The sequence below is a fragment of the Nocardia kruczakiae NBRC 101016 genome, from assembly GCF_001612965.1.
Lineage (GTDB): Bacteria > Actinomycetota > Actinomycetes > Mycobacteriales > Mycobacteriaceae > Nocardia > Nocardia kruczakiae.
In genome coordinates, this window is sequence record NZ_BDBL01000067.1 from 17,472 (window position 1) to 32,753 (window position 15,282).

Below are 15,282 nucleotides of genomic sequence, written 5' to 3' on the forward strand. Positions count from 1 at the left end.
TCGGGCGCGGCGCGGGTAGTCTGGCGGCGCAGGCGATCGGGCAGGCCCATCGCCACCGGATGACGGGAAGAGGAGCCGAGCATGGGTTCGCTGTGGCACGGGTTCGCGGATATGGGCGCGGTGGAGCGCGACGGCGCCTTCGTGGTCGCCCGCGGTGAGGGCGCCTACATCTGGGACGAGGCCGGGCGACGCTACCTCGATGCGACGGCGGGGCTGTGGTTCACCAACGTCGGTCACGGCCGCCGCGAGATCGCCGATGCGGTCGCGGCGCAATTGTCGACGCTGGCACACTATTCGAACTTCGGCGACCTGACCTCGCCGGTGACCCAACGGCTGGCCGAGCGGTTGTCGGAGCTGGCGCCGGTGCCGGGCAGCAAGATCATGTTCACCTCCGGTGGGTCGGATTCGGTCGACACCGCCGCGAAACTCGCCCGCCGGTTCTGGCGTGAACAGGGCCGTCCGGACAAGACGCTGCTGGTCGGCCGCCGGCTGGCCTATCACGGAATGCACGTTGCCGGAACGGCGCTGGCCGGCATCGAGGTCAATCACGAGGGCTACGGCGAGCTGATGGCCGATACCCGCACGGTGGAATTCGACCAGGCGCAAGCGCTGCGGGCACTGATCGACGAGGTGGGCGCCGACCGTATCGCGGCGTTCTTCTGCGAGCCGATCATCGGGGCGGGCGGGGTGTATCTGCCGCCGGAGGGTTATCTCACCGAGGTCCGCCGCCTCTGCCGCGACAACGACATCCTGTTCGTCGCCGACGAGGTCGTCACCGGCTTCGGGCGGATCGGCGGATCCTGGTTCGCCTCCACCCGATTCGGGCTCGAACCGGATCTGATGACTACCGCGAAGGGCCTGACCTCCGGCTATCTGCCGATGGGCGCGGTCTTCGTGGCGCCGCGGGTGGCCGAACCGTTCTTCGGTGGCGGCGTGTGGTTCCGGCACGGCTACACCTATGGCGGCCACGCCGGATCGGCCGCCGCCGCGATGGCCAACCTCGACATCATCGAACGCGAACATCTGCTCGACGCCAGCAAGAACATCGAATCGCTGCTGCACGAACACCTCGCGTCGCTGACCGGACATCCCCGCGTGGCGCAGGTACGCAGTGGGCTGGGCGCGGTGGCCGGGGTCCAGCTCGCCGATCCGTCCGAGGGTCCGGCCATGGTGAAAGCGTTACGCGCCGAAGGGGTTTCCACCCGCTCGGCCGGGCAGGGCGCGCTGCAGATCTCGCCGGCATTCGTCATCACCGACGAGCAGATCGCCGAGCTGGCGGCGGCGATAGGCCGCGCGCTGGGCTGAGTTCGCGCTCTGCCCGTCAGCTGCCTCTTCGGTGCCCCCAGCCGCCCGACGAGCGGTGCACGATGCCTCGCCGTGCGAGCATGGTGTGCGAAGGCGGACACGCCGCGCGTCGGAAGGTGGTGGGGTGTGGGCTCTTTCGTGACCGAGCACGAGGTGTTGCGCTGGGGCGTGATCGTGGCGTTCGTCGCCGCGGCGGGCATCGTGCTCGTACGGCACGTGGCGGTGCCGGTGGCGCCGGGAGATTCGGGTGGATCACGGCCGGGGACGTGGCCGATCGGCGCCGACGAGCACGAATCCGATGCGGCTCATCTCCTGATGTGCCTGGTCATGCTCGCGATGTTGCTGTTCCCCGCGGCGGCCGCGCCCGATGCGATTCGCGGGGTGCTCATCGCCATGATCGTCGTGTACGCGGGGCTGTCGATCGTGCGCATCGCGCACTGGCGGGCGACATCCGGGGACGGCGGCGCCGAATTCCGCCTCCCGGCGGTGGTCTACCACCTGGTCGCGGCGGCGGCGATGCTGTGGGTGATGGCCGGGCACCACCACGGTATGGGGCATGCGCAGATGCGTGGTGCGGGTGGCCCGCCGGTCGTGCCCGTGGCGGTCGCGGCCGCCCTGTTCACGCTCGACGGTCTCCTGCTACTGTTCCCGCGAACGAGAACCGTGCTGCGGCACAGTATTTCGCATCCGGCCGGCACGCCGGGCGCGATCGGCGTCGTTCCGCACGTGGTGATGGACCTCGGGACCGCGTACATGTTGATCGCCGCCGTCGCCTGAGCCCGTCTCCTCAGAGGAGCACGGGGTGGTCGGCCACGACGCGCCCGCCCAGGCGCACCCAGCCGTCGGAATCCCATTCGGTGAACAGTTGCGAGCCCGCGCCCTGGGTGATGATCAGACTGCGGCGCAACTTCGCGGTGAGTGCGATCGCGGCCGCGCCCGTCGCCTCGTCCTCGGCGATTCCCAAGGCGGGAGCGAACATTCGCGCATGCACGGCACCGCGCGCCTCGTTCGTCCAGGCCCATACGTAGTGCTGGCCGTCGGTGAAGTGGCGGGGGTCGACCGTGTCGAGGAAGGCGGCATCGGAGAATTCGTCGAACGTGAATTCGGGCGCCCACTCGGCGCGGGCGCGGATCCAGACCAGTCCGTCGTCGAGCATCTGGATTTCGACAGGACCGGCGGGGACATCGATGATCTTCACCGGATGCCCCTGATCGGCCAGCCACCACGCCGCTCCGACCGTCGGATGCCCTGCGAACGGCAGCTCCCGCGCGGGGGTGTAGATGCGCATCCGCGTGCGGCCGGATACCGGATCGTCGAGGACCACCGTCTCGCTGTGACCGATCCGGGCCGCCAGTAATTGGTGATCGACCTCGGTCACCGCGTCCGCGCGCACGATGCCCAGTGGGTTACCGAGCCGGCCGGTGACGTCGGTGAAGACCCGAACCACCTCGACCTGCGTGCCGTCGCTTTCCCATTGGCTCATGCTGTCCCAGCGTACCCGTAGCAACACGTACGAGGCCCCGTCCCGATGGACGGGACGGGGCCTCGTGAGAGACGCGTTTCGAGTGTCAGACCGCGGCGGCGGCCAGTGTCTCGCTGGCCTGCACGGCCTGGCCGACGCCGGCGACGATCGCGGCGACACGCAGCGCCTCGAAGATCACCTCACGTGATACGCCGGCCTCGCGCAGGGTGTGCTCGTGGGCCTCCAGGCAGTGCTGGCAGCCGTTGATCGACGACACCGCGAACGACCACAGCTCGAAATCGGCCTTGTCGACGCCCGGATTGCCGATGATCTGCATGCGCAGTCCGGCCCGCAGGTCGTCGTAGCGACCCTCGAGGAACGCCCGGCCCCGGTAGAACACGTTGTTCATACCCATGATCGAGGCCGCGCCCAGTGCCGCGTTGTAGGCCTCCGCGGACAGGGTGTCGGCGGCCTCCTCGCCGATCTCGCGCAGGGTGGTGGCCGACCGGGTGGCGGCCGCCGCGGCGAGCAGGGTGCCCCACAGCTGCTGTTCGTTCAGCACGGTCGACCGCGCGATGGACGACAGGTTGAGCTTGAGGTCCTTGGCGTATTCGGGAAGCGAATTCTTCAGGTTTTCAACAGACACGGGCAGGCACTTCCTTTTCGGTGATCAGACGCTCGCGGACAGCAGTTCACCGGCGTCGATGGTCGGGTCGCCCTTCTTCCAGTTGCAGGCGCACAGCTCGTCGGACTGCAGGGCGTCGAGCACGCGCAGCACCTCGTCGACGTTGCGGCCGACCGAACCGGCGGTCACGGAGACGAACTGGACCTCGTTGTTCGGGTCGACGATGAAGGTCGCGCGATCGGCGACACCGTCGGCGTTCAGCACGCCGGTCGCGGTGACGAGCTCACGCTTGAGGTCGCTCAGCATCGGGAAGGGGAGGGTCTTGAGATCCTCGTGCTGGGCGCGCCACTGGAAGTGCACGAACTCGTTGTCGACCGACACACCCAGGACCTGGGCGTCGCGGTCGGCGAACTCCTCGTTCAGCTTGCCGAAGGCGGCGATCTCGGTCGGGCACACGAAGGTGAAGTCCTTCGGCCAGAAGAAGACGATGCGCCACTTACCGGCGTAGTCGTCACTCGAGACCTGGGTGAAGTAGTCGTCGGGCTGCTGCGCGTTCACCTTCGACAGGTCACCGCCGATGACCGCCGTCAGGTTGTAGGCGGGGAACTGGTCGCCGATGGTCAGCAGAGCCATGTTGTCTCCTTTTGTCGTAGAGGGACTCGTCGTGGGACGCGGGTGACGGGTCGCCCTTGTGCGGGACACCGTCGAAGCATTTCGTTGTCGATCATGCCCAAAACCCAGTAAAAGGTAAAGGTGATCAGTTGCACTATACTGATAGGCGTGACTGATCAGACTTATCAGCCCACCCTGTCACAGCTGCGTGCGTTCGTGGCGATTGCGGAATATCGCCACTTCGGGACCGCCGCGGCTCACCTGAATGTGAGCCAACCCACGTTATCGCAGGCGCTGGCATCACTGGAAAACGGACTGGGCCTGCAGCTGATCGAGCGCAGCACCCGCCGGGTGCTGGTGACCGCTGCGGGGAAAAGGCTGCTACCGCAGGCGATGGCGACCCTCGAGGCCGCCGACCGTTTCGTCGCCACCGCGGCCGGCGACGGCCTCGGCGGCACCCTGCGCATGGGCATCATCCCCACCGTCGCGCCCTATGTGCTGCCGACATTGCTGCCGGAGCTGCGCCGGCGGCTGCCCGCTCTGGTGCCGCACGTCATCGAGGATCAGACCGCGCGGCTGCTCGACGGGCTGCGCAGCGGCGTCCTCGACGTCGCGATGATGGCATTGCCGTCCGAGGCCACCGGCATGGTCGAAATCCCGCTCTACACCGAGGAATTCGTGCTGGTCACGCCCCTCGGGCACGCATTGGCCGGGCGGAGCGACATCGCACCCGCGGCGTTGGACGAGCTGCCGCTGCTGTTGCTCGACGAGGGGCACTGCCTGCGGGATCAGACGCTGGATCTGTGCCGGTCCCAGGACGTGCGTCCGGGACCGGTCGGCGATACCCGCGCGGCCTCGCTGACGACGGTGGTGCAGTGTGTGGGTGGAGGGCTCGGGGTGACGCTGATTCCCGAGATGGCCGTGGCGGCCGAAACCTCCCGTGGCACATTGGATATCGCCCGTTTCGCGGCGCCGGCGCCGGGGCGCACCCTCGGCCTGGTGTTCCGGGGATCGACGGCGCGCGTGGAGGACTACGAACAGCTGGCGGAAATCATTCGGGCACAACGCCCGATATGAGAAAGTCCATGGTCTCCCATCCCGATTGACCGGCCGGTGAGCGTCTGGAACGCTCGTCGCGTGCGGATTCATCACCTCAACTGCGGCACCATGGCCATGGGCATGGTGGACCACTGCCTGCTCATCGAGACCAGGACCGGGTTGGTGCTGGTGGATACCGGATTCGGGCTCGACAGCGTGCGCGATCCCGGCCGCTTCGTCGGCCCCGGCCGCTTTCTGCTGGGCATCCGGCCCGCCGAGCATCACACCGCCATCCGGCAGATCCAGGCGCTGGGCTACGACCCCGCCGATGTGCGCCACATCATCCTCACCCATCTCGATCTCGACCACGCCGCCGGACTGGCGGATTTCCCGGAGGCCACGATTCACGTGCACGGGCCCGAATTTCGCGCGGCGACCGCCGGCCGGACGCTGTCGGAGCGGCTGCGCTACCGCGCGGCCCAGTGGTCGCACGGCCCGCGCTGGATGGTCAACGAACTCGACGGCACCGACGAGTGGTTCGGTTTCCGCGCGGTCCGCGACCTGCCGGGACTGCCGCCGGAAATCCTGGTCGTCCCGTTGCCCGGTCACACGCGCGGGCACGTCGGGGTCGCCGTCGACACGGGGTCGGGCTGGCTGCTGCACGCCGGTGACGCGTTCTACGTCGCGAGCGAGATCGACCCGGCCGGGCCCAAGACGCCGCTGTTCTGGTGGTCGTTCGAACTCGGCTCGATCGTGCGCGGCGCGTACCTGGAGAACCGCCGGCGACTGGTGGAACTGGGCCGTGCGCACGGCACTGCGATCACCATCGTCAACTCCCACGACGCGGACCTGTTCGCACGGGTCACCGGAAATTCGGTGCGGCCCGTCGGATAAGCCTGCGCGAGCCATCGCCGCACCTCTGGCGGAAGCAAGGATTTCTCGTTCGGCGACTTCTCGGCAACCCGTGACCAGCGGGGATTCACGCTGTGATGTAGGTCATGTTTACCCGGTGTGAGTCGCCGCACGCGCATTCGGCACAGTGGAGGGATGCGAAACGGGTGTGCGAGCAGGAACGGATGGTTCGACGTAACGACGGATAGGCGCCCGGAGGACGGCGCCGGAGCTGCCGGGCGGGTGATCCGATGACCGCGGCGAAGAAGCCCGCGCCGCAACGCCGCGCGCGACCCGACGATCCCGGTCCGGACCTGTTCGCCTACGGCACCCTGCAATTCGGCCCCGTGCTCGAGGTGCTGCTGGGCCGCACTCCCGACATGGATGTCGCGGTCGCGCGGGGCTGGCGGGTCGCGGCCCTGCCACAGCGACTGTATCCGGGACTGGTGGCCGAGCCCGGGCGGATGGCGGGCGGGCTGGTCCTGCGCGGGCTGACCGCGGCCGACTGGCGGATCATCGAGGCCTTCGAGGATCCGGAATACGATCTGCGCCCGATCGAGCTGATCGGATGCGAGGAGCCCGTGCGGACCTTCGTCTGGTCGTCGGCGGTCACGGGCAACGACTGGCTGCCCGAAGTGTTCGTCTCCCATCACCTCGACCGCTATGTCGAGCGCACGGCCCAGTGGCGACAGGAGCGCGCCTGAGCGTCGGTGGACGGCCACCGCCCGCGAGAGCTGCGGGTGGGCGTGCACGGCCGGCGCGGCTACCGAGACGCGGACCGCCCGGGACGATTGTCCCGGGCGGTCCTTCTCGTATTCGCTTGCCGCGCAAGGCGATCCCGCCCCGCGAATGCCGGCAGTATCAGGCGCGAGCGGCGATCTCCCGCAGTGCGAACGGTTCGATGGCGCCGCGCACCAGCGCGCGTTCGTCGACCGTCTCCGCGCGGTAGGGCAGCTTCGGCAGCTTCTCGCACATCACCGCGACCGGGTCGTCGATGCGCTCGGCGACACCGAACAGGAACGTCCACTCGTGCTCGTCGCTGCCGTAGGGCACCACGGTGCCGAACAGATCGGTGAACCGCTGCCACGAACGCTTCAGCGTCTCGTTGCGCCACATCGTCGGGCACCCGGCCTGAGCGGCCAGCACGCCGCCCTCGGCCAGCAACGCCCTACAGCGGGTGAGGAACTCCTCCTCGTAGAGGCGGTTGTGCTGGGCGTCCTCGACCCGCTCGTCGGGCAGATCGATGACGATCACGTCGTAGCGCACACCGGCGGCTTCGGCCTCGGCCAGGAAATCCCAGCCGTCGGCGTAGTGCATCCGGATCGCGCCCTCACCGCCGACCGCGGCCTCCAGATCGGCCGGAGTGTATCCGTAGGGCAGATGCCGGGCGCACAGTTCGACCTCCATCCGGTCGATATCGACATGGTCGACCCGGGTCGCACCCGCGGCCACCGACATCTGGCTGGCCACACCCTCGCCGGAACCGATGATGAGGACGTTGTCGAGCTTGGCCGCCAGAGCGTAGGCCGGGACCAGCATCGCCTCGTGATAGGTCAGCTGGGAGAACTCGGTGGACTGCCGGTCGTCGTCGGAGAACAGTGACACACCCTGCGCGGTGCGCGCGATCACCATGTGCTGGAACGGAGTTCGCGCATCGACGATCACCTCCGACAGATCCCAGACGCGCGTCAGTCCCTCGCCGACCGGCTCGTGCACCCGGCGTGCGTGATGCCCGCGCTGCACGACCTCCATGTGCACCGATTCCGGCTGCAGCGCATCCTGCAGCAACTCGACCGCCTTGGTGGCGCCGGCGCCGATGCTGCCGCAGGTGAACACGTCGACGAAGATGTCGCCGGACTCCGGATAGGTGTGGATCGACGCGTGCGATTCCGACAGCAGCGCCAGCACCGTCACACCGTGGGGCTCGAACTTCTTGTGCACCACCTCGCAGATCGTCACTCCCGCGGCGAGCAACGATTGTCGAAGCGCTGTTTCGAGTCGTTCGAGATCGTCGCAGAGGGCTACGTCGACACCACCGAACTCGGCCAGCACGTGCCAACCGGTGAATTCTGCCGTCATGGGCAAACTCACTCTCGCTCAGCGCCGATGACATGCACAGTCAAAGGCGGAAAACCGTTGAAGGACACCGACGAATAGCTCGCCGTATAAGCGCCGGTATCGAGGATCCGAACGGGATCACCGGCTCGCAGCGTGGTCGGCAGAAGGACTCGCGTGCGTTGATACAGTACATCGTCTCCGTCGCAGGTCGGGCCCGCGATCACCGCCTCGTCGGCGGGATCACCGTCGCGGTCGGTTTCGATCCGGTAGGCGATGTACTCGTTCTCGGTCTCGGCCATACCGTTGTAGCGGCCGATGTCGAGATACACCCAGCGCCGCCCGTCCGGCGCGGTGCGCACGTTCACGACCTCGGCGTGGATCACGCCGGCGTTGCCCACCAGGGCGCGGCCGGGTTCCACCACCAGGTCGGTGTGCTCGGGAAGGTGCCGGGTCGCCGACTCGGCGATCACGACACTCAGTTCGGACAACTCCGGCGCCGGCTCGGCGTACGAAATCGGCAGGCCCCCACCGATATTCACCGACGCCACCGGGATGTCCTTGACCGCCAGCGCTTCCGTGATGGCCGCGGCCTGCTCGATGCCGATCTGCCACGCCACCGGATCCAGCTGCTGGGAGCCCACGTGGAAATAGGGGCCGGCCACCTGCAGGCCAAGGTCGCGGGCGCGCACCAGCAGTCGCACCGCCTCACCGGGCGCGCAGCCGAATTTGGTGCCGAACGGGGTCTGCGACTGCGGCGCCGAGGCCAGGAACCGGCATTCCACCTCCGAGCCCGGCGCGAGTTCGGCGATCCGCTCCAGGTCGTCCTCGGTGTCGAAGGCGAACCGGCGGACACCCGCGGCATAGGCGGCGGCGATGTGGGCGGCCTTCTTGATCGGGTTGCCGTAGCACAGCGCTGCCGGGTCGACGCCCAGCGCCACACACATCTCGATCTCGCCGAGACTGGCGACGTCGAATTCGGCGCCCTCGGAATCGAGCAGGCGGATGATCTCCGGCATCGGAGATGCTTTGACAGCGAAGCGAATTCGTGCCGACGGGAAGGCCGCACGGAAAGCGTGGAAGTTGCCGCGCACCCGATCGAGGTCGATGACGAGACAGGGCGACTCGGGCGCGTTTGTACCGGTCAATCTAAGGGAACTCTCTTTCTTCTGGGCAGCCTCCCGCTGCAGGCAGCGAGCGAGAGAGTATCAGCGCGAGGGCACGGGAAACGAACCGGAACGAGGGTCGGCTTGATCACGCTCGGGTGATCGCGGCCCGCACCGGGGACAGTGGCCGGATCAGAGCAGCGCGTCGGCACCGGGTTTTCGGCGGCGTACGAGCGTCGTGGCGGGATCGCGGCGGTGGTCGAGGACGATCGTGCTCATCCGGCACGCACCGTCATCTCGTCGAAGACCACCTCGCCGGCGGCATCGGATTCGGCCAGATCCACGACGGCCTCGAGCGCCCAGCCGTGATCACCGGCCGGATCGTCGAGTATCTGGCGCACCCGCCAGAAGCCCGGTCGGGTCTCGACCGCGAACAGTGCCGGGCCGCGGGCGTCCGGACCGGTGCCGATCGCACCGTATTCCTCGAAGTACGCGGCCAGATCGTCGGCCCAGTCCGGACCGTCGTCGAATTCGTCGAGTTCGTCCCAGCGCTGCCGGGCAGCCAGCTCGACCCGGCGAAACATACTGTTGCGCACCATGACCCGGAACGCGCGTTCGTTCGCGGTGATCGGCCGCACGGTGTCGGCGCCGAAGGCGAGTTGGTCGTCGTCGGTCTCGGCGCCCGGATTGGTGAGTTGTTCCCATTCGTCGAGCAGGCTCGAATCGACTTGGCGGACAAGCTCGCCCAGCCATTCGGTGATGTCCTCGAGTTCCTCGGTGCGCGCCGACTCGGGTACGGTCCGGCGCAGTGCGCGGTAGGCGTCGGCGAGGTAGCGCAGCACCAGGCCCTCCGAGCGTGCCAGCTCGTACTGGGAGATCAGTTCGGCGAAAGTCAGTGAGCGCTCGATCATTTCGCGCACCACGGCCTTGGGGGAGGGACTGAATTCCGAGACCCACGGATGGCCGGCGCGATAGGTTTCGAAGGCCGGTTCGATCAGCTCGGCCAGCGGCTTCGGCCAGGTGATCTCCTCGATCAGCTCCATACGCTCGTCGTATTCGATGCCGTCGGCCTTCATCTCGGCGATCGCCGCACCCCGCGCCCGGTGCTGCTGGGCGAGCAGCAACTGGCGCGGATCCTCCAGTGTGGATTCGATGATCGACACCACATCCAGTGTGTAGCTGGGAGCCGACTTGTCAAGCAGCTCCAGAGCTGCCAGCGCGAACGGCGACAGCGGCTGGTCGAGCGCGAAGTCGCGTTGCAGGTCGACGGTGAGCCGCGCCCGGCGGCCGGTAGCATCCGGTTCGTCGAGTTGCTGGACCACACCCGCATCGCGCAGCGCACGGTAGAGGCGGATCGCCTTCAAGATGTGTTTGCGCTGCGCAGGCCGTGGTTCGTGATTGTCCTCGAGCAGGTGACGCATCGCGTCGAAGCAGTTGCCGGGGCGGGCGATCACATTGAGCAGCATCGAATTGGTGACCCGGAATCGCGACACCATCGGTTCCGGCTGCGCGGTGACGAGCCGGTCGAAGGTGTCCTCGGACCAGGACACGAAACCCTCCGGCGGTTTACGCCGCTGGATTTTGCGCAGTTTCTTCGGATCGTCGCCGGCCTTGGCGACCAGTCTGGCGTTCTCCACCTCGTGCTCGGGAGCCTGGACCACCACCGTGCCGACGGTGTCGTATCCGGCGCGCCCGGCCCGGCCCGCGATCTGATGGAATTCGCGCGCCTTCAACCGCCGCGTGCGCACCCCGTCGAATTTCGTCAATCCGGTGAGCAGCACCGTGCGGATCGGCACGTTGATGCCGACGCCGAGGGTGTCGGTGCCGCAGACGACCTTCAGCAGCCCGTCCTGGGCCAGCCGCTCCACCAGACGCCGGTACTTCGGCAACATCCCGGCGTGATGGACGCCGATCCCGTGGCGGATCAGCCGCGACAGTGTCTTGCCGAATCCGGTCGCGAACCGGAAACCGCCCAGCGCCTGGGCGATCGCGTCCTTCTCCGCCTTGGACGCGAAGTTCACACTCGTCAGCGCCTGGGCGCGCTCCAACGCGGCGGCCTGGGTGAAGTGCACGACGTAGACCGGGGCCTGGCTGGTGGTCACCAGGTCTTCCAGGGTTTCCGTGATGGGGGTGCGGACATACGAGAACAGCAGCGGCACCGGTCGCTCGGATCCGGTGACGATGGCGGTGGCGCGTCCGGTGCGCCGTTCCAGATCCCGCGCGAAATGGTCGACCTCACCCAAAGTGGCCGACATCAGCAGGAATTGGGCGCGCGGAAGTTCCAGCAGCGGCACCTGCCAGGCCCAGCCGCGATCGGGATCGGCGTAGAAATGGAATTCGTCCATCACCACCTGGCCGATATCGGCGTCCGCGCCCTCCCGCAGCGCGAGATTCGCGAGGATCTCGGCGGTGGCGCAGATGATGGGGGCCGTCGGATTCACCGCGGCGTCGCCGGTGACCATGCCGACCTTGTCGGCGCCGAACACCTCGCACAGCGCGAAGAACTTCTCGCTGACCAGTGCTTTGATCGGCGCGGTGTAGTAGCTGCGCTCACCCCGGTTCAGCGCGGCGAAGTGCGCGCCGACGGCGACCATCGATTTTCCCGAGCCGGTGGGTGTGGCGAGGATGACGTTCGCGCCGGTCATCAGCTCGATCAGCGCCTCTTCCTGCGCCGGATACAGCGTCAGCCCCTGGGCGGAGGTCCATTCGGCGAAGGTTTCGTACAGCCAGTCGGCATCCACGTCGGGCACGGCACGGTCGGGAACCAGTTCGGACAGCTGCACGTGCGTCCACGTTACCGACGAACCGTCGCGGGTACCGCATCGCCCGGCGGCACGGCGGTGAACCGTGCGCGCCGGGCGATGGGGTGCGGGTCAGTCCCGGGGCTCGTCGCCGTCGCCGAATTCGGTCTGCTCGGCGAGGAAGCGCTCGAACTCCGCGCCCAATTCCTCACCGGTCGGCAGGTCGGCCTCTCCGGCGAGCAGGCTGGAGCGGCGCTCCTGCGCGGTGACGAAGCTGTCGTACTGACGCTCGAGCGCCTGGACGACCGTCTCCACCTCGGCATTTCCGGCGATGTGCTCGTTGACCTGTTCGCGTACACGGGCCGCGGCCTCACCGAGCGCCGCCAGCGGAAGTTCCAGGCCCGCGTTGTCGGCGACGTTCTCCAGCAGCGTCTGCGCGGCCTCCGGATACGCGGTCTGCGCCAGATAGTGCGGGACGTGCACCGAGAAACCGATGGATTCGTGGCCGTGCTGTCCCATGCGGTACTCGAGCAGCGACGACGCGCTGCCCGGAACCTGCAACTCGCCGGGCCAGCGCTGATGTTCACCGATCAGATCGCGGTCGCTGGCGTGGGCGGTGATACCCAGCGGCCGGGTGTGCGGAATCGCCATCGGGATGGCGCTCAGGCCGATGCTGCGGCGCACACCGAGTTGCTCGGCCAGCAGGCGCACGGCCGTCACGAACTTCTCCCAGCGCAGGTCCGGTTCGATGCCGGACAGCAGCAGGAACGGGGTGCCGGCGGTGTCGCGCAGCGCCCACAGGTTCAGTTCCGGATCGGCGTAGTCCGAGAAGTGGTCGGTTTTGAAGGTCATCAGCGGCCGCCGCGAGCGATAGTCGAGCAATTCGTCGACGTCGAACGAGGCGACGAGCTCGGATTCGAGACTTTCGCGCAGATGGGTCGTCGCCAGCCGTACCGCATGGCCCGCGTCGGTGAAACCTTCCAGGCCGTGCACCAGCACCGGACCCTCGCCGTCGGCCGAGGACAGCTGCGGAGCGGGGAACTCCAGCTCGTACATACTGCTCATTTGCCAAACTCCCTGGTCAAGCCCTGTCCGCCTCAGTCGTTTTCAGTGGTGGTCCGGTGCCGGATCTCGCCACCTCGCCACCGTCCAGGGTACGCGCGGGGGTGTCGCGTACCGGTCGGCGTGCGGGCGGTGACATCCGACGGAAACCGCCGGTCCACCGGGGGATGTAACCCCCGCAGAGTAGCGGTCGCGGAGCGTACCCGGCGGAGGTAGGCCACGCTCATGCCCTACCGGAGAACACAACTCCGGATCCGCGGCGGGTATTCCCGCCGGGTCGGCGTGGCAGATCCGCGGGTGCGGCGGCATCGGCCATAGTGGGGGAGTGAGCGTCCCGAATCCGCCGGCCTCGCGGAAGCGCCGCGGGTTCGGCCACACCGTCGGGTACGCGGCCTTGAGTTGTCTGCTCGCCGCGTGCGGTTCCACGGTGTCCGGGCATCCGACCGCGATGCGGCAGAGTGTGGTCACCCGGCATATCGACGGCGATCTGGCGGCGATGCTGCCCGGCCAGGACCGATTCCCGGCGGGATATACGACCGTCGTGGCCTCCGGTGATCGCGCCGCGGCCGCGGCCGCGGATCTCACCGCGATTCCGCCGGGGGCACAGATCGATCCGCCCGACTGCGCACCCACCCCACCCGATCCGGCCGGAACCGCGGCGACGGTCGGGACCGACGACCGGACCCGAGCCACGATCACCGTCGTGCTGAGCCGTACCGACGAGCCGTTGTCCTTGCTGGGAGACCAGCTTTCGCGCTGCACCACGGTGCACGCTCGGCACGGCGCGATCGATCGCACGATCACCACCCGGCTGCTGCCGCCCCCGCCGGTCGACGCCGACGACACCGTGGCCTTCGGTCGTACCGTGACCGGCGCACCGCCCGGCAGCTCCGCCGATCCCGCGCTGCGGACGCTGCTCGCCCAGATCGGCGACATCCGAATCGAAACAACGGCAATGACTTTCGGTGCCGCAGCGCCGGATACGACCGGCCTGGACCAGGTCTTCACGGCGGCGGTCGCCAAGGTCCGGACCCGCTGAGGCCCGTGGGTGAATGCGCTTTCCCCGGCGCAACCGTAACAGCAGGCACCGACATCCTTGCTCGGTCGCACCGCGTGTCGGTACCGCGATCCCCAGTTTTCGACGGACTCCCCAGACGAAATAAAAGCCCAGCTCAGCCCGCCGGCTCGGCGGTGGCGCACGGGCAGTGTGGACGCCATGACCACACACACCGACCCCAGCCGGCCCAGCATCGATAGCCCCGATGCGGCGCAGGGCCGATCGCCGTCGAACGCGGTTCCGCAGACAACGAGCGCGACCCCGGCGAAGACGGACATACCCCGAACCGCGCCGGACCCCGGCACCCGGCCCGAATCGACGGTGCGAGAGGGCGGGCCGGGCCGGGACAGCGGATCCGATACCGCGGCTCATTCGCGGAAAGCTGCGGAGGCCGAAGCCGCTACCGATCACGAGGCCGCCGCCGCTCCGTCACCTCCTTCGCGAGGCGTCGGCGGATGCACGAACCGGGTGTGCCGGTCGCGCGGGGGAGTCGCCCGCGCGGCGGCCGGAACGGCAGGCGCGGCGGCCGGGGTGGGCCGAGTCCCCCTGCGATGCGGCGATATTCGGGGGAATGGTCGCGCGGAGGTGCCGCAGGACCGGTGTGCCGGAGTCGCGTGCGTCACCGTGAACGAATGCGCCGGTGCCGAACCCAGTGCCTGCGGTGGCGACTCGATGACGCCGGAGCGCTGCGTGCGCAGACAGGTCGGACGGATGGGGCCACCGCGCGCCGATTGCCGCGGAAACGACAGCGGTGCCGAGGAATACGATCCTCCGCGCGACGACATGGTGGATGCCGGCGGCAATACGGCGAAACCGGCACCGCCACAGCGGGATACGCCGCCGGAACTCGCGGCGAGCGCGGCCGACGCGACACTCGCCGGTGAGGCATCGGACTCGGCACCGCCCGGCGCGGGGCATGACCTCGCGGGCGAGGCCGAATCGGGTCCGTCCGGCCTGGGCGACGGTGACGTGTCTCGTGACCGAGGCGGCGTGGAGGGGCACCGCACCCGGCCGGGCGGCGTCGAACAGCTGTGGGCGGTGACCGCGTTGACGATGAGCGAACCGGCGGAATTCATCGCGGCCGTGCCCGCGCTGTTGGGATTTCGCCCGCAGCGTTCGCTGGTGGTGTGCCTGCTGCTGCGGTCGCAGAAGTATCCGGGCGCGGTCTATCTCGGCGCGGTGGCCCGGCACGACCTCGATGTGGCGGGATGCGGCGCGTGGGTGCGGCTGGCCGCGCAACTGGCCGCCATCTGCGGGCAGGAGCAAGCCGTCGGTGTGGTGGCGCTGATCGTCGACGATCGGGCGACGGCGCCGCGGGCGGGGCGGGC

General features: G+C 68.5%; 14 protein-coding genes. 7 read left to right on the forward strand and 7 right to left on the reverse strand.

Features of this window, described 5'->3' with window-relative positions; genetic code table 11:
* Nucleotides 1–81: 81 nt before the first annotated feature.
* On the forward strand, nucleotides 82–1,305 hold the full coding sequence (locus NK1_RS31620; RefSeq protein WP_063014683.1) for an aminotransferase family protein: 1,224 nt from the start codon (nucleotides 82–84) through the stop codon (nucleotides 1,303–1,305).
* Between the two features lie 126 nt (nucleotides 1,306–1,431).
* Complete coding sequence (locus NK1_RS31625; protein WP_063014685.1) at nucleotides 1,432–2,082, forward strand: DUF5134 domain-containing protein; 651 nt, start codon at nucleotides 1,432–1,434, stop codon at nucleotides 2,080–2,082.
* Between the two features lie 10 nt (nucleotides 2,083–2,092).
* Here NK1_RS31625 and NK1_RS31630 read toward each other — a convergent pair whose 3' ends face one another.
* The 3 genes from NK1_RS31630 to NK1_RS31640 form a co-directional block, all read right to left on the reverse strand.
* On the reverse strand, nucleotides 2,093–2,788 hold the full coding sequence (locus NK1_RS31630; RefSeq protein ID WP_063014687.1) for a PhzF family phenazine biosynthesis protein: 696 nt from the start codon (nucleotides 2,786–2,788) through the stop codon (nucleotides 2,093–2,095).
* 85 nt (nucleotides 2,789–2,873) lie between these two features.
* Entirely contained in the window at nucleotides 2,874–3,413 is a 540-nt protein-coding gene (gene ahpD / locus NK1_RS31635; RefSeq protein ID WP_036503144.1) for an alkylhydroperoxidase, AhpD family, read from the reverse strand.
* A gap of 24 nt (nucleotides 3,414–3,437) precedes the next feature.
* Nucleotides 3,438–4,025, reverse strand: a complete 588-nt coding sequence (locus tag NK1_RS31640) for a peroxiredoxin (RefSeq protein ID WP_030517257.1) — start codon at nucleotides 4,023–4,025, stop codon at nucleotides 3,438–3,440.
* Nucleotides 4,026–4,172: 147 nt separating this feature from the next.
* On the opposite strand from NK1_RS31640, the gene NK1_RS31645 reads away from it, so the two are divergent.
* The 3 genes from NK1_RS31645 to NK1_RS31655 all read left to right on the forward strand — a co-directional run bounded on the left by NK1_RS31645 (nucleotide 4,173) and on the right by NK1_RS31655 (nucleotide 6,637).
* A complete protein-coding gene (locus NK1_RS31645) occupies nucleotides 4,173–5,081 on the forward strand; it encodes a hydrogen peroxide-inducible genes activator (RefSeq protein WP_063014689.1) in 909 nt (302 codons plus the stop codon).
* A 60-nt stretch (nucleotides 5,082–5,141) separates the two neighbouring features.
* Complete coding sequence (locus NK1_RS31650; RefSeq protein ID WP_063014691.1) at nucleotides 5,142–5,936, forward strand: MBL fold metallo-hydrolase; 795 nt, start codon at nucleotides 5,142–5,144, stop codon at nucleotides 5,934–5,936.
* A gap of 248 nt (nucleotides 5,937–6,184) precedes the next feature.
* Nucleotides 6,185–6,637: a gamma-glutamylcyclotransferase family protein gene (locus NK1_RS31655; protein WP_063014693.1), complete on the forward strand. Its 453-nt coding sequence runs from the start codon at nucleotides 6,185–6,187 to the stop codon at nucleotides 6,635–6,637.
* A gap of 157 nt (nucleotides 6,638–6,794) precedes the next feature.
* On the opposite strand, the gene speD is transcribed toward NK1_RS31655, so the two are convergent.
* The 4 genes from speD to NK1_RS31675 all read right to left on the reverse strand — a co-directional run bounded on the left by speD (nucleotide 6,795) and on the right by NK1_RS31675 (nucleotide 12,900).
* The gene (gene speD, locus NK1_RS31660; protein ID WP_063014695.1) at nucleotides 6,795–8,012 is read right to left on the reverse strand and encodes an adenosylmethionine decarboxylase; all 1,218 of its coding nucleotides are present in this window, start codon (nucleotides 8,010–8,012) and stop codon (nucleotides 6,795–6,797) included.
* An 8-nt stretch (nucleotides 8,013–8,020) separates the two neighbouring features.
* Nucleotides 8,021–9,136 carry a type III PLP-dependent enzyme gene (locus NK1_RS31665; RefSeq protein WP_157104542.1) on the reverse strand — a complete coding sequence of 372 codons (1,116 nt, stop codon included), beginning with the start codon at nucleotides 9,134–9,136 and terminating at the stop codon, nucleotides 8,021–8,023.
* Nucleotides 9,137–9,369: 233 nt separating this feature from the next.
* Nucleotides 9,370–11,877: a DEAD/DEAH box helicase gene (locus NK1_RS31670; RefSeq protein WP_063014699.1), complete on the reverse strand. Its 2,508-nt coding sequence runs from the start codon at nucleotides 11,875–11,877 to the stop codon at nucleotides 9,370–9,372.
* Nucleotides 11,878–11,967: 90 nt separating this feature from the next.
* Entirely contained in the window at nucleotides 11,968–12,900 is a 933-nt protein-coding gene (locus tag NK1_RS31675; protein ID WP_036503134.1) for a PAC2 family protein, read from the reverse strand.
* A gap of 322 nt (nucleotides 12,901–13,222) precedes the next feature.
* On the opposite strand from NK1_RS31675, the gene NK1_RS31680 reads away from it, so the two are divergent.
* Both NK1_RS31680 and NK1_RS35235 read left to right on the forward strand, forming a co-directional pair.
* Complete coding sequence (locus NK1_RS31680) at nucleotides 13,223–13,936, forward strand: DUF5642 family protein (protein WP_063014700.1); 714 nt, start codon at nucleotides 13,223–13,225, stop codon at nucleotides 13,934–13,936.
* A 708-nt stretch (nucleotides 13,937–14,644) separates the two neighbouring features.
* A partial coding sequence (locus tag NK1_RS35235) for a DUF4192 family protein (protein WP_167354335.1) occupies nucleotides 14,645–15,282 on the forward strand: 638 nt, incomplete at its 3' end.

Bases quoted from the DNA above. Each gene is read 5' to 3' on its own strand.
- NK1_RS31620 (WP_063014683.1), top strand. From the start codon at position 82: ATGGGTTCGCTGTGGCACGGGTTCGCGGATATGGGCGCGGTGGAGCGC.
- NK1_RS31630 (WP_063014687.1), bottom strand. From the start codon at position 2,788: ATGAGCCAATGGGAAAGCGACGGCACGCAGGTCGAGGTGGTTCGGGTC.
- NK1_RS31640 (WP_030517257.1), bottom strand. From the start codon at position 4,025: ATGGCTCTGCTGACCATCGGCGACCAGTTCCCCGCCTACAACCTGACG.
- NK1_RS31655 (WP_063014693.1), top strand. From the start codon at position 6,185: ATGACCGCGGCGAAGAAGCCCGCGCCGCAACGCCGCGCGCGACCCGAC.
- speD (WP_063014695.1), bottom strand. From the start codon at position 8,012: ATGACGGCAGAATTCACCGGTTGGCACGTGCTGGCCGAGTTCGGTGGT.
- NK1_RS31675 (WP_036503134.1), bottom strand. From the start codon at position 12,900: ATGAGCAGTATGTACGAGCTGGAGTTCCCCGCTCCGCAGCTGTCCTCG.